This is a genomic window from Pseudomonas sp. NFR16, assembly GCF_900108875.1.
GTDB lineage: Bacteria > Pseudomonadota > Gammaproteobacteria > Pseudomonadales > Pseudomonadaceae > Aquipseudomonas.
Genome location: NZ_FNYJ01000008.1, coordinates 172,680 through 190,306, shown reverse-complemented (window position 1 = coordinate 190,306; position 17,627 = coordinate 172,680). Strand labels below are relative to the sequence as shown.

Sequence of the window (17,627 nt, the reverse complement as noted above, 5' to 3'; positions counted from 1 at the left end):
CGCGATTCAGCAAGCTGGCACACTGTCGATGCTGCAGATCGAAGCCGGGCAATTTGATAATTATTTGCATTTACGCGTCAAGCGCGAAGGAGCCTACGCTGAAATACCTGTGCAACAGCGACCGCGTCAAAGAGGGCAAGAGCGTTGGCTTTGAAGTCGAGGGCCTGGCGCTGATGGCAATCCGTCGCGCCGGGCAGATTTACGTCTACCGCAATCGCTGTCCTCATCGGGGCGTGGCACTGGAATGGCAGCCGGACCAGTTTCTGGACAGCAGCGCCAGCCTGATTCAGTGCGCCACTCACGGCGCCCTGTTTCTCATAGAAAGCGGCGAATGCGTTGCGGGCCCCTGCGAGGGTCAGGCCCTGGGCGCAATCGCCTGCGCCGAAGATGCGGACGGTGTGTGGATCAATTTGCCAGAACAGGCACGGGATGATTGAGATCATGCAGATGGATCTGTAGTCGCCGGTCGATGCGCACTTCGTCGGGCGTCAGTTGCACCCCATACGCCAGAACTTCCACGCCGGCCGCCACCGCTTCGCGCAGGGCTGCCGCGTAGGCGGCGTCGATCTCTTCCGCCGGCCGTACACCCTCGACACCCGTCAGGTTCACGCAATACAGCAGCACTGCCCGCACGCCTTCCCGCGCCAGCGTCGCCAGTTCACGCAAATGTCTGGCGCCGCGCTGGGTGACGGCGTCAGGAAATGCCGCGACATTGCTGTCGTCAAAACCCAGCGTCACGCTCTTTACTTCAAGAAACAACGCACCCTGGGGATAAACCAGACGAAAATCGACGCGACTGTTTTCCTGCCCGTAAGCGACTTCGCGCTTGATTGCAGTGAACCCGTTCAGTTCTGTGATCACGCCTGCCAGCAGCGCCTCTTCCACCAACCTGTTGGCGCGGCCGGTGTTGACGCACGCGAAGCGACCTTGAGGTGTTTCGCTGATCTCCCACGTGCCGGGCAGCTTGCGTTTGGGATCGTTGGAGCGGCTGAACCAGACCCGGCCGCCCGGCATCATGCAATTGAACATGGAGCCGGTGTTGGGGCAGTGAATCGTCAGCATTTCGCCGCTTGGGGTTTCGATATCGGCCAGGAACCGCTTGTAGCGCTGGATCAGCCGAGCTTCTTCGAGAGGAGGAGAAAAACGCATCAGCCTTGCCAGCTCCGCAGGCCACGTCCGATCCGCTCGACGGCTTCCTGCAGGCGCGGCAGGCTTTGCGTGTAGGCGAAACGCACGTGATGACCGGCCTGGTATCGGCCAAAATCAAGCCCGGGAGTAAACGCGACGTGCTCGGTTTCCAGAAAATGCCGACAGAACGCGAACGCATCACCGCCGAAGGCGCTGATGTCCGCATATAAATAGAACGCGCCTTCCGGCTCGACGGCAATATTGAAGCCCAACTCACGCAATGCAGGCAGCAGGAAGTCCCGACGCTTACCGAATTCGGCACGACGCTCTTCGAGGATAGCCAGCGTTTGCGGCTCGAAACAGGCCAGGGCAGCGCTCTGCGCCATGCTCGGCGCGCTGATGTACAAGTTTTGAGCGAGTTTTTCCAGATCACCGACCGCCGCTTCCGGAGCGACCAGCCAACCAAGACGCCATCCCGTCATGCCGAAATACTTTGAAAAGCTATTGAGCACAAATGCGTCGTTATCCACTTCCAGGACACTGGCCGCGTCGGTGCCGTAGGTCAGGCCGTGATAGATCTCGTCAACCACCAGATGCCCATCGCGCACCTTGAGCGAGGATGACAGCGCGGCCAGTTCATCGCGATGCAGCAACGTGCCCGTCGGGTTGGCCGGGGACGCGACCAGGGCGCCGACACTGTCCTCGTTCCAGTGGCTGGCGATCAGTTCAGGCGTGAGCTGGTAGCGGACGTCCGGACCGACCGGCACCAATTGCGCAGCGCCCTCGACCAGACGCAGGAAGTGCCGGTTGCAGGGATATCCCGGATCGGCCAACAACCAGTGCTTACCGGGATCGACCAGCAGACTGGTCGCCAGCAACAACGCGCCCGAACCGCCTGGGGTAATCAGGATCCGCCGCGGATCGATGTCCAGGCCATAACGGCTGGCGTAGTAGCCGGCAATCGCGTCGCGCAGTTCAGGCAGGCCACGGGCTGCGGTGTAACGGGTTTTTCCGGCTGCCAGAGCGGCCTGACCGGCTTTGACAATAGGTTCGGCCGTCGTGAAGTCGGGCTCGCCGATTTCGAGGTGAATGACATCGTGCCCCGCCGCCTGCAGTTCATTGGCCCGCGCCAGCAGTGCCATGACATGAAAGGGTTCGATGGCGCGACTGCGCGCACTGTAGGGCTGTGGCATTGGCCTTCCTTTAATGACGATTGTGCGAAACAAGCTGAGGATTCTACCCAAGCGACCGGCGCGCTACAGGATTTATCGACCGCCGCTTTGAAGTCCCGCAACCGACAATCCAGAAAACCGGGCGTTATCGCAGGAGGGGCTAGACTGATGGCACCGCAAAATAATATAAAACCCGACGCTTTGGCTGCGGTCATAGTTCACGGGCGCGTTGGAGAGCCAAGCTCGACAACCGGGAGTAGCGCGCCCCGATTCGATCTGGTAAGTTCGCCCGCTTGCAGCCGCAGGGCCGGCGGGTGTCGGCGATGGATCATTACCCTGCGCAATGGCTTAGAAGAGTGAGAGGCGGTCCGTTCATGCCCACCGAAGAAAAGCAAAAAAGCAATTCAACAACGATCAGCGGTTTTACGCCGTACGTTGAGACGAAGGGCGAGGAATACATGGGCAAGCCCATGCGAGCCCACTTCACCAAGATCCTGAATAAGTGGAAACAGGACTTGATGCAGGAAGTCGACCGCACGGTTGATCACATGAAGGACGAAGCGGCCAACTTTCCTGACCCTGCTGACCGTGCGAGTCAGGAAGAAGAGTTCGCGCTGGAACTGCGCGCACGCGATCGTGAACGCAAGCTGATTAAAAAGATCGACAAGACGCTGCAGTTGATCGAAGACGAAGAGTACGGCTGGTGTGAGTCCTGCGGCATCGAGATCGGCCTGCGCCGTCTGGAAGCCCGCCCGACTGCCGATATGTGCATCGACTGCAAGACGCTGGCTGAAATCAAGGAAAAACAGGTCGGTAAATGACCTCGGATTTTCTGTAATAAAGGACGCTTCGGCGTCCTTTGTTTTTTCCGGAAGTGCAGCTGACAGGCCGGCCCACCCGGGACGTGCATGAATCGGGACCAATACCCGCCGTGCTCCTACAGGCATTGAGGTAACGTCCGGTTTTTCGCACATCTCATTTCCAGTACCATCAGCGCGCATGAACTCCCCTACCTATATAGGGCGCTTTGCGCCAACCCCCAGCGGCTATCTGCACTTCGGTTCCCTGGTCGCGGCGCTCGCGTCTTATCTCGATGCACGCTCGGTCGGCGGCCAGTGGCTGATGCGCATGGAGGATCTGGACCCTCCCCGTGAAGAACCCGGCGCTCAGGCGGCCATTCTCAAAACCCTCGAAACCTATGGCTTCGAGTGGGATGGCGAGGTGGTCAGACAAAGCGACCGGCATGCGGCCTATCAGGAAATGATCGATCGCTGGTTCAGCTACGGGCTGGCGTACGCGTGCACCTGCTCGCGTAAACAGCTGGAGCCTTTCCACGGGATCTACCCCGGATTCTGCCGCAACGCCGGGCACTCGCCCGACGACGCCGCCATCCGCATTCGCGTGCCGGAGCTGGAATATCGTTTCGAGGACCGGGTACAAGGCGAATTTCGTCAGCATCTGGGCCGTGACGCGGGCGACTTCGTGATCCGCAGGCGCGACGGCCTGTACGCCTATCAACTGGCCGTCGTGCTGGATGACGGCTGGCAGGGCATCACCGATATCGTCCGAGGCGCAGACCTGCTCGACTCGACCCCGCGCCAGCTTTACTTGCAAGAACTGCTCGGCCTGCCGCAGCCTCGCTATCTGCACGTCCCGCTGATCACCCAACCAGACGGGCACAAACTGGGTAAATCCTATCGATCCCCACCGTTGCCGCCAGACCAGGCCACGCCCTTGCTGCTTCGGGCCTTGCGCGCCCTGGGTCAACCCGCGCCGGGCGAGCTGGCGTTCGCAACGCCCAGAGAAGTACTCGACTGGGGAATTGCACACTGGAACGCCGATCTGATTCCTCGCGTCGGCACGATCGAAGAAGCTCGAATAGACTGAGCCAGAGCGGTTGCTTCAAATCACAGCACAAAAGGTGGCCGAAACGTCGCTTGCAGCCTGATAGCCATCCGTTACCATGCCGCTCCTTCGGGCTGTCGTGTCGGCGTCACTCACTCTAGGAGGCCAAATGTACATTTATCGATTGGTCCTGCTCCTGGTGGTAGGCATCTACCTCTTTTCCCCCGCCATCATGGATTGGTGGATCGACGCGACAGGCGCCTGGTACCGGCCTTATATGTTGTGGCTGATCCTCATCGTGGTGACCTTCATCCTGCAGAGCCAACGAGATGCCGATGAGCTTTAGCCTGACGCAGATGATCCTGATCAGCGCCGCGTACCTGCTGGTGCTGTTCAGCGTTGCCTGGGTCAGTGAGCGCGGGCTGATCCCGCGCTGGATCATTCGCCACCCGCTGACCTATACGCTGTCGCTGGGCGTGTATGCCAGCGCCTGGGCGTTCTACGGTACGGTCGGCCTGGCCTATGAATACGGCTACGGGTTTCTGTCCAGCTATCTGGGGGTTTCCGGGGCGTTTCTGCTGGCGCCGGTGCTGCTTTACCCGATCCTGAAGATAACTCGCACTTACCAACTGTCGTCGTTGGCGGACCTTTTTGCGTTCCGCTTTCGCAGCACCTGGGCCGGAGCGTTGACGACCGTCTTCATGCTGATCGGGGTTTTGCCGCTGCTGGCACTGCAGATCCAGGCCGTCGCCGACTCCATCGCGATCCTGACCCGCGAGCCGGTGCGCAATTACGTGGCGCTGGCGTTCTGCGTCCTGATCACCCTGTTCACGATTTTCTTCGGCTCACGCCATATCGCGACGCGGGAGAAGCATGAAGGGCTGGTGTTCGCCATTGCCTTCGAATCGGTGATCAAGCTGGTCGCCATCGGCGGCATCGGCATTTATGCGCTCTATGGCGTATTCGATGGCCCGCAGAGCCTCGAGCAGTGGCTGCTGCAGAACCAGAGCGCTCTGGCTGCCCTTCACACGCCGCTGCAAGAAGGCCCCTGGCGGACGCTGCTGCTGGTGTTCTTCGCATCGGCCATCGTCATGCCGCACATGTACCACATGACCTTTACCGAGAACCTCAATCCGCGCTCGCTGGTCAGCGCCAGCTGGGGCCTGCCGCTGTTCCTGCTGTTGATGAGTCTGGCCGTGCCGCTGGTGCTGTGGGCCGGACTCAAGCTGGGCGCCACCACCAGCCCGGAGTACTTCACCCTGGGCATCGGCATCGCCGCGCACAACAAAAGTCTGGCGTTACTGGCGTATGTCGGCGGGCTGTCCGCCGCGAGCGGCTTGATCATCGTCACCACCCTGGCACTGTCGGGCATGGCGCTCAATCACCTGGTGCTGCCGCTCTATCAGCCACCGGCAGAGGGCAACATTTACCGCTGGCTCAAATGGACCCGTCGCGGCCTGATTGTCGCGATCATCATGGCAGGTTACGGCTTCTATCTGATGCTGGGCGCCAAGCAGGATCTGGCCAACCTTGGCATCGTGGCCTTTGTCGCCACCCTGCAATTCTTGCCGGGCGTGCTGTCAGTGCTCTACTGGCCGGCCGCCAATCGTCGTGGGTTCATGGCCGGTCTGATCGCCGGAATCGTGGTCTGGATGGTCAGCATGCTGTTCCCGCTGATCGGCAATTTCCAGGGGTTTTATATCCCGCTGCTGAACATGATCTACGTGCTGGACGATACCAGTTGGCACATGGCCGCCATCGCATCACTGGCGGCGAACGTGCTGGTGTTCACGCTGATTTCCCTGTTCAGCAATCCCAGTCCTGAAGAAGCGAGCGCCGCCGAGGCCTGCGCAGTGGATAACGTCCGGCGTCCGCAGCGTCGGGAGCTGCATGCGGTTTCGCCTCAGGAGTTTGCCACGCAGCTCGCCAAACCGCTGGGCGCGAAGGCTGCGCAGAAGGAAGTCGAGCAGGCGCTGCGCGATCTCTATTTGCCGTTCGACGAACGCCGTCCCTACGCATTGCGTCGCTTGCGCGATCGGATCGAGGCCAATCTCTCCGGTTTGATGGGGCCAAGCGTGGCGCAAGACATGGTTGAAACTTTCCTGCCGTATAAATCGGGCAGCGAAAATTACGTGACCGAAGACATCCATTTCATTGAAAGCCGACTTGAGGACTATCACTCGCGCCTCACCGGCCTTGCCGCCGAACTCGATGCCTTGCGCCGCTACCACCGGCAGACGTTGCAGGAGTTGCCGATGGGAGTCTGTTCCCTGGCCAAGGATCAGGAAATCCTGATGTGGAACAAGGCCATGGAAGAACTGACCGGTATCGGCGCGCAGCGCGTGGTCGGATCGCGCCTCGAGACCATTGTCGATCCGTGGAAACAGCTGCTGCTGGGCTTCATCAACGTTCCGGACGAACACTTGCACAAGCAGCGTCTGGCGCTGGATGGACAGACGCGCTGGCTCAATCTGCACAAAGCGGCAATCGACGAGCCCCTCGCGCCTGGTAACAGTGGCCTGGTCATTCTGGTGGAGGACCTGACCGACACGCAGATGCTCGAAGACAAGCTGGTGCATTCTGAACGTCTGGCCAGCATTGGCCGGCTCGCTGCAGGTGTGGCGCACGAAATCGGTAACCCGATCACCGGCATCGCCTGTCTTGCGCAAAACCTGCGTGAAGAACGTGAGGAAGACGGTGAGCTGACCGAAATCAGCAGCCAGATCCTCGAGCAAACCAAGCGGGTGTCACGCATCGTCCAGTCATTGATGAGTTTCGCCCACGCGGGCGGGCACCAGCATGCAGACGAGGCCGTCTGTCTGGCCGAGGTCGCACAGGACGCCATTGGTCTGCTCGCCCTCAACCGACGGAATTTCGAAGTGCAGTTCTATAACCTGTGCAACCCCAGCCACTGGGTCGACGGCGATCCGCAGCGGCTGGCGCAGGTGCTGATAAACCTTCTGTCCAACGCCCGCGACGCCTCACCTGCCGGCAGCGCGGTGCGTGTCAGAAGCGAAGCCTCCGAACATACGGTCGATTTGATCGTCGAAGACGAAGGCACCGGAATTCCCAAAGCAATCATGGATCGCTTGTTCGAACCGTTCTTCACCACCAAGGACCCGGGGGAAGGAACAGGACTGGGGCTCGCACTGGTCTATTCCATCGTTGAAGAGCATTATGGACAAATCACCATCGACAGCCCGGCTGACCCCGAGCATCAACGCGGAACCCGGATTCGGGTGACATTACCGCGACATGTCGAAGCGACGTCCGCTGTGAACTGAGACCGTCGAGAGAATCGAATCAATGCCTCACATTTTGATCGTCGAAGACGAAACCATTATCCGATCTGCCTTGCGCCGTTTGCTGGAACGCAATCAGTACCAGGTCAGTGAAGCCGGATCCGTGCAGGAAGCTCAGGAACGTTTCAGCATCCCGTCGTTTGACCTGATCGTCAGCGACCTGCGCTTGCCAGGTGCTCCAGGCACAGAGCTGATCAAGCTGGGTCAGGGCAAGCCGGTATTAATCATGACCAGCTACGCCAGCCTGCGCTCGGCCGTGGATTCGATGAAAATGGGCGCGGTGGATTACATCGCCAAACCGTTCGACCACGACGAAATGCTCCAGGCGGTCTCGCGAATCCTGCGCGACCGCCAGACCGTGCAGAGCATCCAGGCCGAGCGGGCCACTGCCGCCAAGGCTTCAGCCAGCGACAAAGCGGGTCCTGACAACAGCAATGGCGAGATCGGCATCATCGGCTCGTGCCCGCCGATGCAGGATCTGTACAGCAAGATCCGCAAGGTCGCGCCCACCGATTCGAACGTGTTGATTCAAGGTGAATCCGGGACCGGCAAGGAACTGGTCGCGCGTGCCCTGCACAATCTTTCTCGCCGGGCCAAGGCGCCGATGATCTCGGTCAACTGTGCGGCTATTCCTGAAACGCTCATCGAGTCCGAACTGTTCGGTCATGAGAAAGGGGCGTTCACGGGCGCCAGCGCGGGTCGTGCGGGTCTGGTGGAAGCGGCGGATGGCGGAACGCTGTTCCTCGACGAAATCGGCGAGTTGCCTCTCGAAGCTCAGGCTCGACTGCTGCGCGTGCTTCAGGAAGGCGAGATCCGCCGGGTCGGTTCTGTGCAGTCGCAGAAGGTCGATGTCCGCCTGATCGCCGCCACTCACCGTGATCTGAAAAGCCTGGCCAAAGTCGGGCAATTCCGTGAAGACCTTTATTACCGTCTGCATGTCATCGCGCTGAAGCTGCCAGCGTTGCGAGAGCGCGGGGCCGACGTAAACGAAATCGCCAACGCGTTCCTTGCACGGCAGAGTGCCAAAGCCGGGCGGAATGATCTGCGATTCGGCCCGGACGCCGAACAGGCCATTCGTCACTACGCCTGGCCGGGGAACGTGCGGGAACTCGAGAACGCCGTGGAGCGCGCGGTAATTCTGTGCGAAAGCCCGGAAATTTCCGCGGACCTGCTGGGCATCGACATCGAGTTGAGCGACCTGGACGTCGAAGAATTCATCGGTCTGGCGCCGCAGGCGGCCAATTCGGCGAGTTCAACGGCGCATGAGCCGACCGAAGATCTGTCCTTGGAGGATTACTTTCAGCACTTCGTTCTCGAACATCAGGACCACATGACCGAGACCGAGCTGGCTCGCAAACTCGGGGTGAGCCGTAAGTGTCTGTGGGAACGTCGTCAGCGCCTGGGCATCCCGCGCCGCAAGACCGGAGTGGCCAGCGAAACCTGACCGTTACACCCATCGCAAGGCTCTGGCACGCGGCATACCGAGCTTGTGAAAAAACTGTTACCTCACATGCAGGACGTAACAAAAGCCGGGGCGTACGGTAACGAATCCCCGGCTTTTTTTCGGCCTCAAAAAATAGCGTCAATTTGCCACACCCTCGAAAACAAAGGCCTGTAGCTGATTTCGCAAAAGTTGGCACAGGTCCTGCTATATCTATTCGTACAAGAACAACAAAAATCAGTCACCCGTAAAACAACACAATAAAAACAAGACGAATCGACTCACGCATAACAAGAACAACACGGCGGAGGCGCAGCTAACTGATTCTTTTGGAGAGGCGTTGCATTTGGGACTTGTCCCGCAACCAGGCCGAGAACAACAAAAAACTACCCTAAGGTAGAGCCTGAACTGGTTGGACCGATTGATCACTGCAGCACAGCGACCAAAGCAATCCGTTTGCTCTTGACTCCCGATTGGGAGGTTTCACAGGCGAAAGCCGTGAATTGGGCGCTCAACAAAAACAAAAAGCCCAACAGACAATAAGAATAAGAGCACGCACTTTGGGGGAGCTTCGGCTCCCCCAGTAGCTTACAAGACACCCTCCTCGCATCCGGCGCCACGCCAGCTTCACCTTTCCCCTCCCGTTTCATCCCGTACACGCAGCTTCAGACGGCCTTCTCGCAGCGTCCTACACCATCCCTCGACTAAATGCTAGAATCCCCGCCCATCGTGCGGTCATTCTTCGAAATTGGCCGAATATTCCTTCAAACAGTGCATCCCATGCTGAAGAAGCTGTTCCAGTCATTCCGTTCCCCTCTGCGCAAGCCGCAGCAACACACGCGCACAACGCCCGAAGTGCTCAGCAGCAGCCAGCATTCGTTGCAGCGCGCACAGTTCAGCCGTTATGCCGTGAGCATTGTCGAGCGTCTGCAGACCGCCGGCTATCAGGCCTACCTGGTCGGTGGCTGCGTACGCGACCTGATGCTGGGCATTACGCCGAAAGATTTCGACGTCGCCACCAGCGCCACGCCTGAGCAAGTCCGTGCCGAGTTCCGTAACGCGCGCATCATCGGCCGTCGCTTCAAGCTCGTTCATATCCATTTCGGTCGCGAAATCATCGAAGTGGCCACTTTCCGCGCCAATCATCCGCAGGATGACGAAGAAGAGGACAGCAATCAGTCCTCGCGCAATGAGAGCGGCCGGATTTTGCGCGACAACGTGTATGGCACGCTGGAAGAAGACGCGCAGCGCCGCGACTTCACCATCAACGCCCTTTATTACGATCCGGTGACCGAGCGCGTACTGGATTACGCCAACGGCGTGCACGATATCCGCAATCGCCTGATCCGCCTGATCGGCGACCCGCAGCAGCGCTACAAGGAAGACCCGGTGCGTATGCTCCGTGCAGTCCGTTTCGCGGCCAAGCTGGATTTCGGAATCGAAAAACACAGCGCAACGCCGATCCGGCCGCTGGCGCCGATGTTGCGGGATATTCCCTCGGCGCGTCTGTTTGAAGAGGTGCTGAAGCTGTTCCTGTCGGGGTACGCCGCATCTACGTTCGAGATGCTGGTCGATCTGGAGCTGTTCGATCCTCTGTTCCCTGCCAGTTCCAAGGCGCTGGAGTACAACCCGACCTATACGCACACGCTCATCAGCGAAGCCTTGGCCAATACCGACTTGCGTGTTCAGCAGAACAAACCGGTAACGCCTGCTTTCCTGTTCGCTGCGTTGCTGTGGCCTGCCCTGCCGGCTCGCGTGTTGCGTCTGCAGGAGCGCGGGATGCCGCCGATCCCCGCCATGCAGGAAGCTGCGCACGAATTGATCGCTGAGCAGTGTCAGCGCATTGCGATTCCCAAACGTTTCACGATGCCGATTCGTGAAATCTGGGACATGCAGGAGCGCCTGCCACGTCGCTCCGGCAAGCGCGCCGATCTGCTGCTGGACAATCCACGCTTCCGCGCTGGCTACGACTTCTTGCTGCTGCGCGAAACTGCGGGCGAGGAAACCGACGGGTTGGGCGACTGGTGGACTGAGTATCAGGACGCCAACGATGCCGGACGTCGGGACATGATTCGCGATCTGGGCAGTAAGTCCGAAGCGACCGGACAGGGGCCGCGCAAGCGTCGCCGCAGCGGGGGCGGCAAGCGCAAACGCGCTGGCGCCGACGCATCGGAATAACACCATGACGGAACGCGTGTATATCGGTCTGGGCAGCAACCTGGCCGATCCCGCCGAGCAGTTGCGCGACGCGATCAAGGCATTGGCGCAATTGCCAGAGACGAGCCTGTCGGGCGTTTCCTCTTTTTATGTCAGCGACTCGCTCTTGCCGGGTCAGCCGCGCTATACCAATGCGGTGGCTGGGCTCGACACCTCGCTGGATCCGCTGAGGCTACTGGATGGTTTACAGGCGATCGAGAATGATCAGGGCCGCGAACGCCTGGAGCGCTGGGGACCGCGCACGCTCGACCTGGACATCCTGCTGTTTGGTGACCGCCTTATCGACGAACCCCGCCTGAAGGTGCCGCACTATCACATGCACGCCCGGGCATTTGTGCTCTATCCACTGGCCGAACTGGCGCCGGGGATTACCCTCGCCGACGGCCGCGCGCTGGATGACTTGCTCGCCGCCTGCCCGTTCGAAGGCCTGGAGCGGCTGTCGGTCTGACAGCCCATCGCCCTTAGCAGCGCGGGCTGCCTGACATTTTGCAGGCCTTGCGACTGCTTCGCGCCAGATCGCGGGACGGGCCACGCGCCTGCATGATCGCGGACACATCGCATTTCTGCCTATGGCGTTGCGATCGTGGCGGTCGCGGGCATACAGCAGGCTTCGGTAACATCCTGACCCAACCGGTAACACCCGGAATTGACTTCCCGCCCCCTCCTCACGAAGATAAGCGTCCCGAAGCCGGACTCCCGGCCACAAGGCGCGGAACAGGTCTTTGTAAACATCGCGCAACGACGATGTGCCTGAGTTCCAGGAATGAATCACGCGTTGCTCGCCGTAGTGTTCACAGCGCCTGAATGAGGACTTTTTCATGCCAGATATCACCGTTACGTCCCTGCTGGGCCTGAAGCAAAAGGGTGAAAAAATCACCATGCTGACCTGCTACGACGCAACCTTCGCTCATGTCGCCAGTCAGGCGGGTGTCGAGGTGCTGCTGGTCGGCGACTCGCTGGGCATGGTTCTTCAGGGGCACGACAGCACCTTGCCGGTCACCACGGCCGAAATGGCCTACCACGTCGCCAGCGTCAAACGCGGCAATCAGGGTGCGCTGATCCTGGCCGACCTGCCGTTCATGTCCTACGCCACCGCCGAGCAGACCTTCGCCAACAGCGCGATGCTGATGCAGGCCGGCGCGCACATGCTCAAGATCGAGGGCGCGGCGTGGCTGGCCGATTCGATTCGTCTGCTGGCCGAGCGCGGCATTCCGGTGTGTGCGCACATGGGCCTGACGCCGCAAGCGGTGAACGTGCTGGGCGGTTACAAGGTTCAGGGCCGTCAGGAAGCGCAGGCGCGGCAGATGCGGGCCGACGCCATCACGCTGGAGCAGGCGGGTGCAGCGATGATTCTGCTGGAATGCGTGCCGAGCGAACTGGCGCAGGAAATCACCCACGCCGTGAAAATCCCGGTCATCGGCATCGGCGCCGGCAGCGCCACCGACGGCCAGGTGCTGGTGTTGCATGACATGCTTGGTCTGTCGATCAGCGGCCGCGTGCCTAAATTCGTGAAGAATTTCATGACCGGTCAGGCTGATGTTCAATCGGCTATTAGCGCCTACGTCAATGCAGTCAAAGACGTGAGCTTCCCCGCCCCAGAACACGGATTCTCGGCATGAACACAGTCAAGACAGTGCGCGAGCTGCGCGCAGCCGTCGCTCGCGCCCGCGGCGAAGGCAAGCGGATCGCGCTCGTTCCAACCATGGGCAATCTGCACAGCGGCCACATTGCGCTGGTCAAGAAAGCCGCTCAGCGTGCCGACTTCGTGGTGGCAAGCATTTTCGTCAACCCGCTGCAATTCGGTCCCACCGAGGACCTGGCCACCTATCCACGCACGCTGGCCGCTGATCAGGAACAACTGCTGCAAGCCGGTTGCCACCTGCTGTTCACCCCGACGGTTGAAGAGATGTACCCGCACGGGATGGCCGATCAGACCATCGTTCGGGTTCCGGTTGTCTCGGAAGGCCTGTGCGGCGGCAGTCGCCCAGGGCACTTCGACGGCGTTTCAACGGTGGTCAGCAAGCTGTTCAACATGGTCCAGCCGGACCTTGCGATTTTCGGCCAGAAAGACTTCCAGCAACTGGCAGTGATCAGCGCGATGGTTCGCGACCTGAATATGCCGATCCAGATCATCGGCGAGCCGACCGTGCGAGCCACCGACGGCCTGGCGCTGTCTTCGCGAAATGGCTACCTGACTGAAACCGAGCGCGCCGCGGCACCCACGCTGTATCAGGTCATCAGGCAGATCGGCGACAGCCTGCAAAAGGGCGAAAAGAATCACGCGCTGCTGCTGGACGATGGCAAAAAGGCACTGGAAAGCGCCGGCATGCGCCTCGATTATCTTGAAATACGTCAGGCAACGAGCCTGCGCCCAGCGATGCCAGAGGATAAGGATCTGGTGATCCTGGCCGCAGCGTTTCTGGGCAAGACCCGGCTGATCGACAATCTTCACCTGTTCAAGGAATAACGCGCAGTACACTGGTATTCGCAACTATGCTCACCAGCCCGGGGTGAGCTTGTGAATGGGTGCCGCGCATGCTCTATATGGCACCAGGCAATGAACTTAGCCCCACCAGCAATGCCATACCGGTACAGTTCGTCCGAGAAAGGCGACTTTACCTTGTGAGAAAAAGTACCGAGCAAAGGTAAAGCGAGGCGCAGACATCGGCGTTGCCGGGGATTAGTCTCTGACGTATTAACGAATTCGTGTCCACCTGGCTTTTCAGTGTCCAAAAAGGCAGTTCAAGTACAAGGAAACCCGCAGCGATGGCGTACTACCGCACTCCCCATGACGTCACTACCCTGCCCGCCTGGCAGGCGCTCACCGATCACCGCAAAGCCATGCAGAACTTCAGCATGCGCGACGCATTCAACGAAGACCCGCAGCGTTTCAACGACTTCACTCTCAGCAGCGCCGGGCTGTTCCTCGACTACTCGAAAAACCTGATCAACGCCGAGACCCGCCAGCTGCTGGTCAATCTGGCCAATGAAGTCGGCCTGAAGGACGCGATCAAGGCGCAGTACGACGGCGAGCCGGTCAACTCCTCGGAAAACCGACCGGCGCTGCACACCGCACTGCGTCGTCCAGTAGGCGACAAATTGCTGGTCAACGGCACCAACGTGATGCCCGAAGTGCATAAAGTGCTGAACCAGATCACCGATCTGGTCGGCCGCATTCACGACGGCCTGTGGCGCGGTTACACCGAGAAGCCGATCACTGACGTGGTCAACATCGGCATCGGTGGCTCCTTCCTCGGCCCTGAACTGGTGTCCGAAGCGTTGCTGTCCTACGGCCAGAAAGGTGTCCGCTGTCACTATCTGGCGAACATCGACGGCACCGAGCTGCACGAACTGACCGCAAAGCTGCGCGCCGAGACCACGTTGTTCATCGTCTCGTCCAAGACGTTCAGCACGCTGGAAACCTTGAAAAACGCCACCGCCGCTCGCGCCTGGTACCTGGCGCAGGGCGGTTCGGAAGCCGAGCTGTACCGTCACTTCATTGCCGTGTCGAGCAACAACGCCGCCGCCGTGGCATTCGGTATTCGCGAAGAGAACATCTTCCCGATGTGGGACTGGGTCGGCGGCCGTTATTCGTTGTGGTCGGCCATCGGTCTGCCCATTGCCCTGGCCATCGGCATGTCCAACTTCAAGGAGCTGCTGTCCGGTGCATACACCATGGACCAGCATTTCCTGAACGCCGACTTCGAAAAGAACATGCCCGTTCTGCTGGGTCTGCTTGGCGTCTGGTATGGCAATTTCTGGGGTGCTCAAAGCCACGCGATCCTGCCCTACGACCACTACCTGCGTAACATCACCAAGCACTTGCAGCAGCTGGATATGGAATCCAACGGCAAGAGCGTTCGCCAGGACGGTGTTCCGGTCAAGACCGATACCGGCCCTGTGATCTGGGGTGGCGTGGGTTGTAACGGCCAGCACGCGTACCACCAGTTGCTGCACCAGGGCACGCAGTTGATTCCGGCCGACTTCATCGTGCCGATCGTGAGCTTCAACCCGGTCTCGGATCACCATCAGTGGCTGTACGCCAACTGTCTCTCGCAGAGTCAGGCGCTGATGCTGGGCAAGACCCGCGAAGAGGCTGAAGCCGAACTGCGCGCCAAGGGCATGCCGGAGGACGAAGTGCAGCGCGTCGCGCCGCATAAGGTCATTCCGGGCAACCGTCCAAGCAACACGATCGTGTGCGAGCGCATCAGCCCTCGCCGCCTCGGTGCGCTGGTCGCCATGTACGAACACAAGGTATTCGTCCAGAGCGTGATCTGGGGCACCAACGCCTTCGATCAGTGGGGCGTGGAGTTGGGCAAGGAGCTGGGCAAAGGTGTTTACAGTCGCCTTGTCGGCACCGAAGAAACCCCGGCCGAAGACGCGTCGACTCAAGGCCTGATCAATTACTTCCGCGGTCGTCACCGCGGCTGATCGATCCGCTGCTGCACCTCGAAACCCGCCCCCTCGCAAGAGGCGGCGGGTTTTGTGTTGATGGGGGTAACGAGCCCGGATTCCGAACCCCGGAGAGTCCAACTACTCTGATGACATGACGAGCCCACAAGAATAAAGGAGACGCCATGTTCAATCTCAGCGATTTCCCACACGCCGACGCGACACGTAAAGCCGCTCAGTTGAGCGCCGACGATTACCAGTGCCTGTACCGCCAATCCGTCGAACAGCCTGATGCCTTCTGGGCCGAACAAGCGAAGAAATTTCTCGACTGGTCTGCCCCATGGGAGCAGGTCCAGCAATATGACCTCACGACCGGCGCGGCATCCTGGTTCAAGGGCGGTCAGTTGAACGTCAGCTACAACTGCATCGACCGGCATCTTCCTACGCGCGGCGATCAGGTGGCGATTGTCTGGGAGGGTGACAATCCTGCCGAGTCTGCCGAAATCACTTACAAGAAACTCCACCATAATGTCGCCCGCCTGGCGAACGTGCTCAAAGAACGCGGGGTCAAGAAAGGCGATCGAGTCTGTATCTACATGCCGATGGTCCCCGAAGCGGCTTATGCGATGCTCGCCTGCACCCGCATTGGTGCCGTGCATTCGGTGGTGTTCGGCGGATTCTCACCTGATGCACTTCGCGACCGCATTCTTGACGCCGACTGCCAGACCGTCATCACCGCCGATGAAGGCGTGCGCGGCGGCAAATACATTCCGCTCAAGCAGAACGTCGACAAGGCGCTGCAGAGCTGTCCGAACGTCAGTACGGTGCTGGTGGTGCAGCGCACCGAGGGTGAGGTGGACTGGGTCGAGGGCCGGGACGTCTGGTATCACGAGGCGCTGCACGGCATCAGCGACGACTGCCCGCCAGAACCCATGGACGCAGAAGATCCGCTGTTCATCCTGTACACCTCCGGCAGTACCGGCAAACCCAAGGGCGTGCTGCACACCACGGCCGGCTATCTGTTGCACGCGGCGCTGACCCACAAATACGTGTTCGATTACCGGGAAGGCGAGATCTACTGGTGCACCGCCGACGTCGGCTGGGTCACTGGCCACAGCTACATCGTCTACGGCCCACTGGCGAATGGCGCAACCACGCTGATCTTCGAGGGCGTACCGAATTACCCTGACACTTCGCGTTTCTGGCAGGTCATCGACAAGCATCACGTGAATATCTTTTACACCGCGCCGACTGCCCTGCGCGCCCTGATGCGCGAAGGTCCGGAACCGCTGAAGGCCACCCGCCGGGACAGCCTGCGCGTACTCGGTACGGTGGGTGAGCCGATTAACCCGGAAGCGTGGGAATGGTATTTCCATGAGGTAGGAAAAGAGCGCTGCCCCATCGTCGACACATGGTGGCAGACCGAGACCGGCGGCATCATGCTCACCCCGTTGGTCAGCACCACGCCGCTCAAACCGGGCTGCGCCACTCAGCCGATGTTTGGCGTACAACCTGTTCTGCTTGACGAAAAGGGCAAGGAAATCGAAGGCGCCATCAGCGGCCTGCTGGCCATCAAGGCCAGTTGGCCGGGGCAGATTCGCGGCGTGTATGGCGATCAGAAACGCATGATTGAAACCTACTTCAAGCCGTACCCCGGTTATTACTTCACCGGCGACGGGGCGCGCCGTGACAGCGACGGGCATTACTGGATCACCGGCCGCGTGGACGACGTGATCAACGTGTCCGGGCATCGCATCGGCACCGCCGAGGTTGAAAGCGCGCTGGTCCTGCACGATGCCGTCGCTGAAGCAGCCGTGGTCGGGTATCCCCATGACGTCAAAGGCATGGGCATTTATGCGTTCGTGACGACCATGGCCGGCATCGAGCCGAGCGATGCGCTGCAAAAAGAATTGCGGGAACTGGTCAGCAAGGAAATCGGCAGCTTTGCCAAACCCGAACTGATCCAGTGGGCCCCGGCCTTGCCGAAAACCCGCTCCGGGAAGATCATGCGCCGCATCTTGCGCAAGATCGCCTGCAACGAACTGGACAGTCTGGGGGATATATCCACCCTGGCGGACTCCAGTGTCGTGGAGGGTCTGATCGACAAGCGTCTCAACCCATAGCGAACGC

At 60.1% G+C, this 17,627-nt stretch carries 14 protein-coding genes; 12 read left to right on the top strand and 2 right to left on the bottom strand.

Features of this window, described 5'->3' with window-relative positions; translation table 11 throughout:
* The first annotated feature begins 98 nt into the window (after positions 1-98).
* Positions 99-437: a Rieske (2Fe-2S) protein gene (locus BMZ10_RS25940; protein ID WP_093469306.1), complete on the top strand. Its 339-nt coding sequence runs from the start codon at positions 99-101 to the stop codon at positions 435-437.
* Here BMZ10_RS25940 and sfsA read toward each other — a convergent pair.
* Together sfsA and BMZ10_RS25930 are read right to left on the bottom strand one after the other, a co-directional pair.
* The gene (gene sfsA / locus BMZ10_RS25935) at positions 406-1,149 is read right to left on the bottom strand and encodes a DNA/RNA nuclease SfsA (RefSeq protein WP_093469252.1); all 744 of its coding nucleotides are present in this window, start codon (positions 1,147-1,149) and stop codon (positions 406-408) included. The two genes, BMZ10_RS25940 and sfsA, sit on opposite strands and share 32 nt — an antisense overlap.
* A complete protein-coding gene (locus BMZ10_RS25930; protein ID WP_093469249.1) occupies positions 1,149-2,321 on the bottom strand; it encodes a pyridoxal phosphate-dependent aminotransferase in 1,173 nt (390 codons plus the stop codon). The genes sfsA and BMZ10_RS25930 overlap by 1 nt, the downstream gene beginning before the upstream one ends.
* Before the next feature lie 353 nt (positions 2,322-2,674).
* Here BMZ10_RS25930 and dksA point away from each other — a divergent pair, with 353 nt between their 5' ends.
* The 11 genes from dksA (at position 2,675) to acs (ending at position 17,620) form a co-directional block, all read left to right on the top strand.
* Positions 2,675-3,121 carry an RNA polymerase-binding protein DksA gene (dksA, locus tag BMZ10_RS25925; RefSeq protein ID WP_093469246.1) on the top strand — a complete coding sequence of 149 codons (447 nt, stop codon included), beginning with the start codon at positions 2,675-2,677 and terminating at the stop codon, positions 3,119-3,121.
* Between the two features lie 178 nt (positions 3,122-3,299).
* Entirely contained in the window at positions 3,300-4,187 is an 888-nt protein-coding gene (gene gluQRS, locus BMZ10_RS25920; RefSeq protein ID WP_093469243.1) for a tRNA glutamyl-Q(34) synthetase GluQRS, read from the top strand.
* Between the two features lie 127 nt (positions 4,188-4,314).
* Entirely contained in the window at positions 4,315-4,491 is a 177-nt protein-coding gene (locus BMZ10_RS25915; protein ID WP_002552060.1) for a hypothetical protein, read from the top strand.
* Positions 4,475-7,429: a sensor histidine kinase gene (locus BMZ10_RS25910; RefSeq protein ID WP_177182225.1), complete on the top strand. Its 2,955-nt coding sequence runs from the start codon at positions 4,475-4,477 to the stop codon at positions 7,427-7,429. Before BMZ10_RS25915 ends, BMZ10_RS25910 begins: the two co-directional genes overlap by 17 nt.
* A 22-nt stretch (positions 7,430-7,451) precedes the next feature.
* The gene (locus BMZ10_RS25905; protein WP_093469234.1) at positions 7,452-8,891 is read left to right on the top strand and encodes a sigma-54-dependent transcriptional regulator; all 1,440 of its coding nucleotides are present in this window, start codon (positions 7,452-7,454) and stop codon (positions 8,889-8,891) included.
* Between the two features lie 777 nt (positions 8,892-9,668).
* Entirely contained in the window at positions 9,669-11,066 is a 1,398-nt protein-coding gene (locus tag BMZ10_RS25900; RefSeq protein ID WP_093469231.1) for a polynucleotide adenylyltransferase PcnB, read from the top strand.
* Between the two features lie 4 nt (positions 11,067-11,070).
* Positions 11,071-11,553, top strand: coding sequence for a 2-amino-4-hydroxy-6-hydroxymethyldihydropteridine diphosphokinase (gene folK, locus BMZ10_RS25895; protein WP_093469228.1), 483 nt, complete (start codon positions 11,071-11,073; stop codon positions 11,551-11,553).
* A gap of 370 nt (positions 11,554-11,923) precedes the next feature.
* On the top strand, positions 11,924-12,724 hold the full coding sequence (gene panB, locus BMZ10_RS25890; protein ID WP_093469225.1) for a 3-methyl-2-oxobutanoate hydroxymethyltransferase: 801 nt from the start codon (positions 11,924-11,926) through the stop codon (positions 12,722-12,724).
* On the top strand, positions 12,721-13,572 hold the full coding sequence (panC, locus tag BMZ10_RS25885; protein WP_093469222.1) for a pantoate--beta-alanine ligase: 852 nt from the start codon (positions 12,721-12,723) through the stop codon (positions 13,570-13,572). Before panB ends, panC begins: the two co-directional genes overlap by 4 nt.
* 299 nt (positions 13,573-13,871) lie before the next feature.
* Positions 13,872-15,536 (top strand): glucose-6-phosphate isomerase, encoded by a 1,665-nt coding sequence (gene pgi / locus BMZ10_RS25880; RefSeq protein ID WP_093469219.1) that lies wholly within the window; start codon positions 13,872-13,874, stop codon positions 15,534-15,536.
* A 146-nt stretch (positions 15,537-15,682) separates the two neighbouring features.
* Positions 15,683-17,620, top strand: a complete 1,938-nt coding sequence (gene acs, locus BMZ10_RS25875) for an acetate--CoA ligase (protein WP_093469216.1) — start codon at positions 15,683-15,685, stop codon at positions 17,618-17,620.
* The last annotated feature ends 7 nt before the right edge of the window (positions 17,621-17,627 follow it).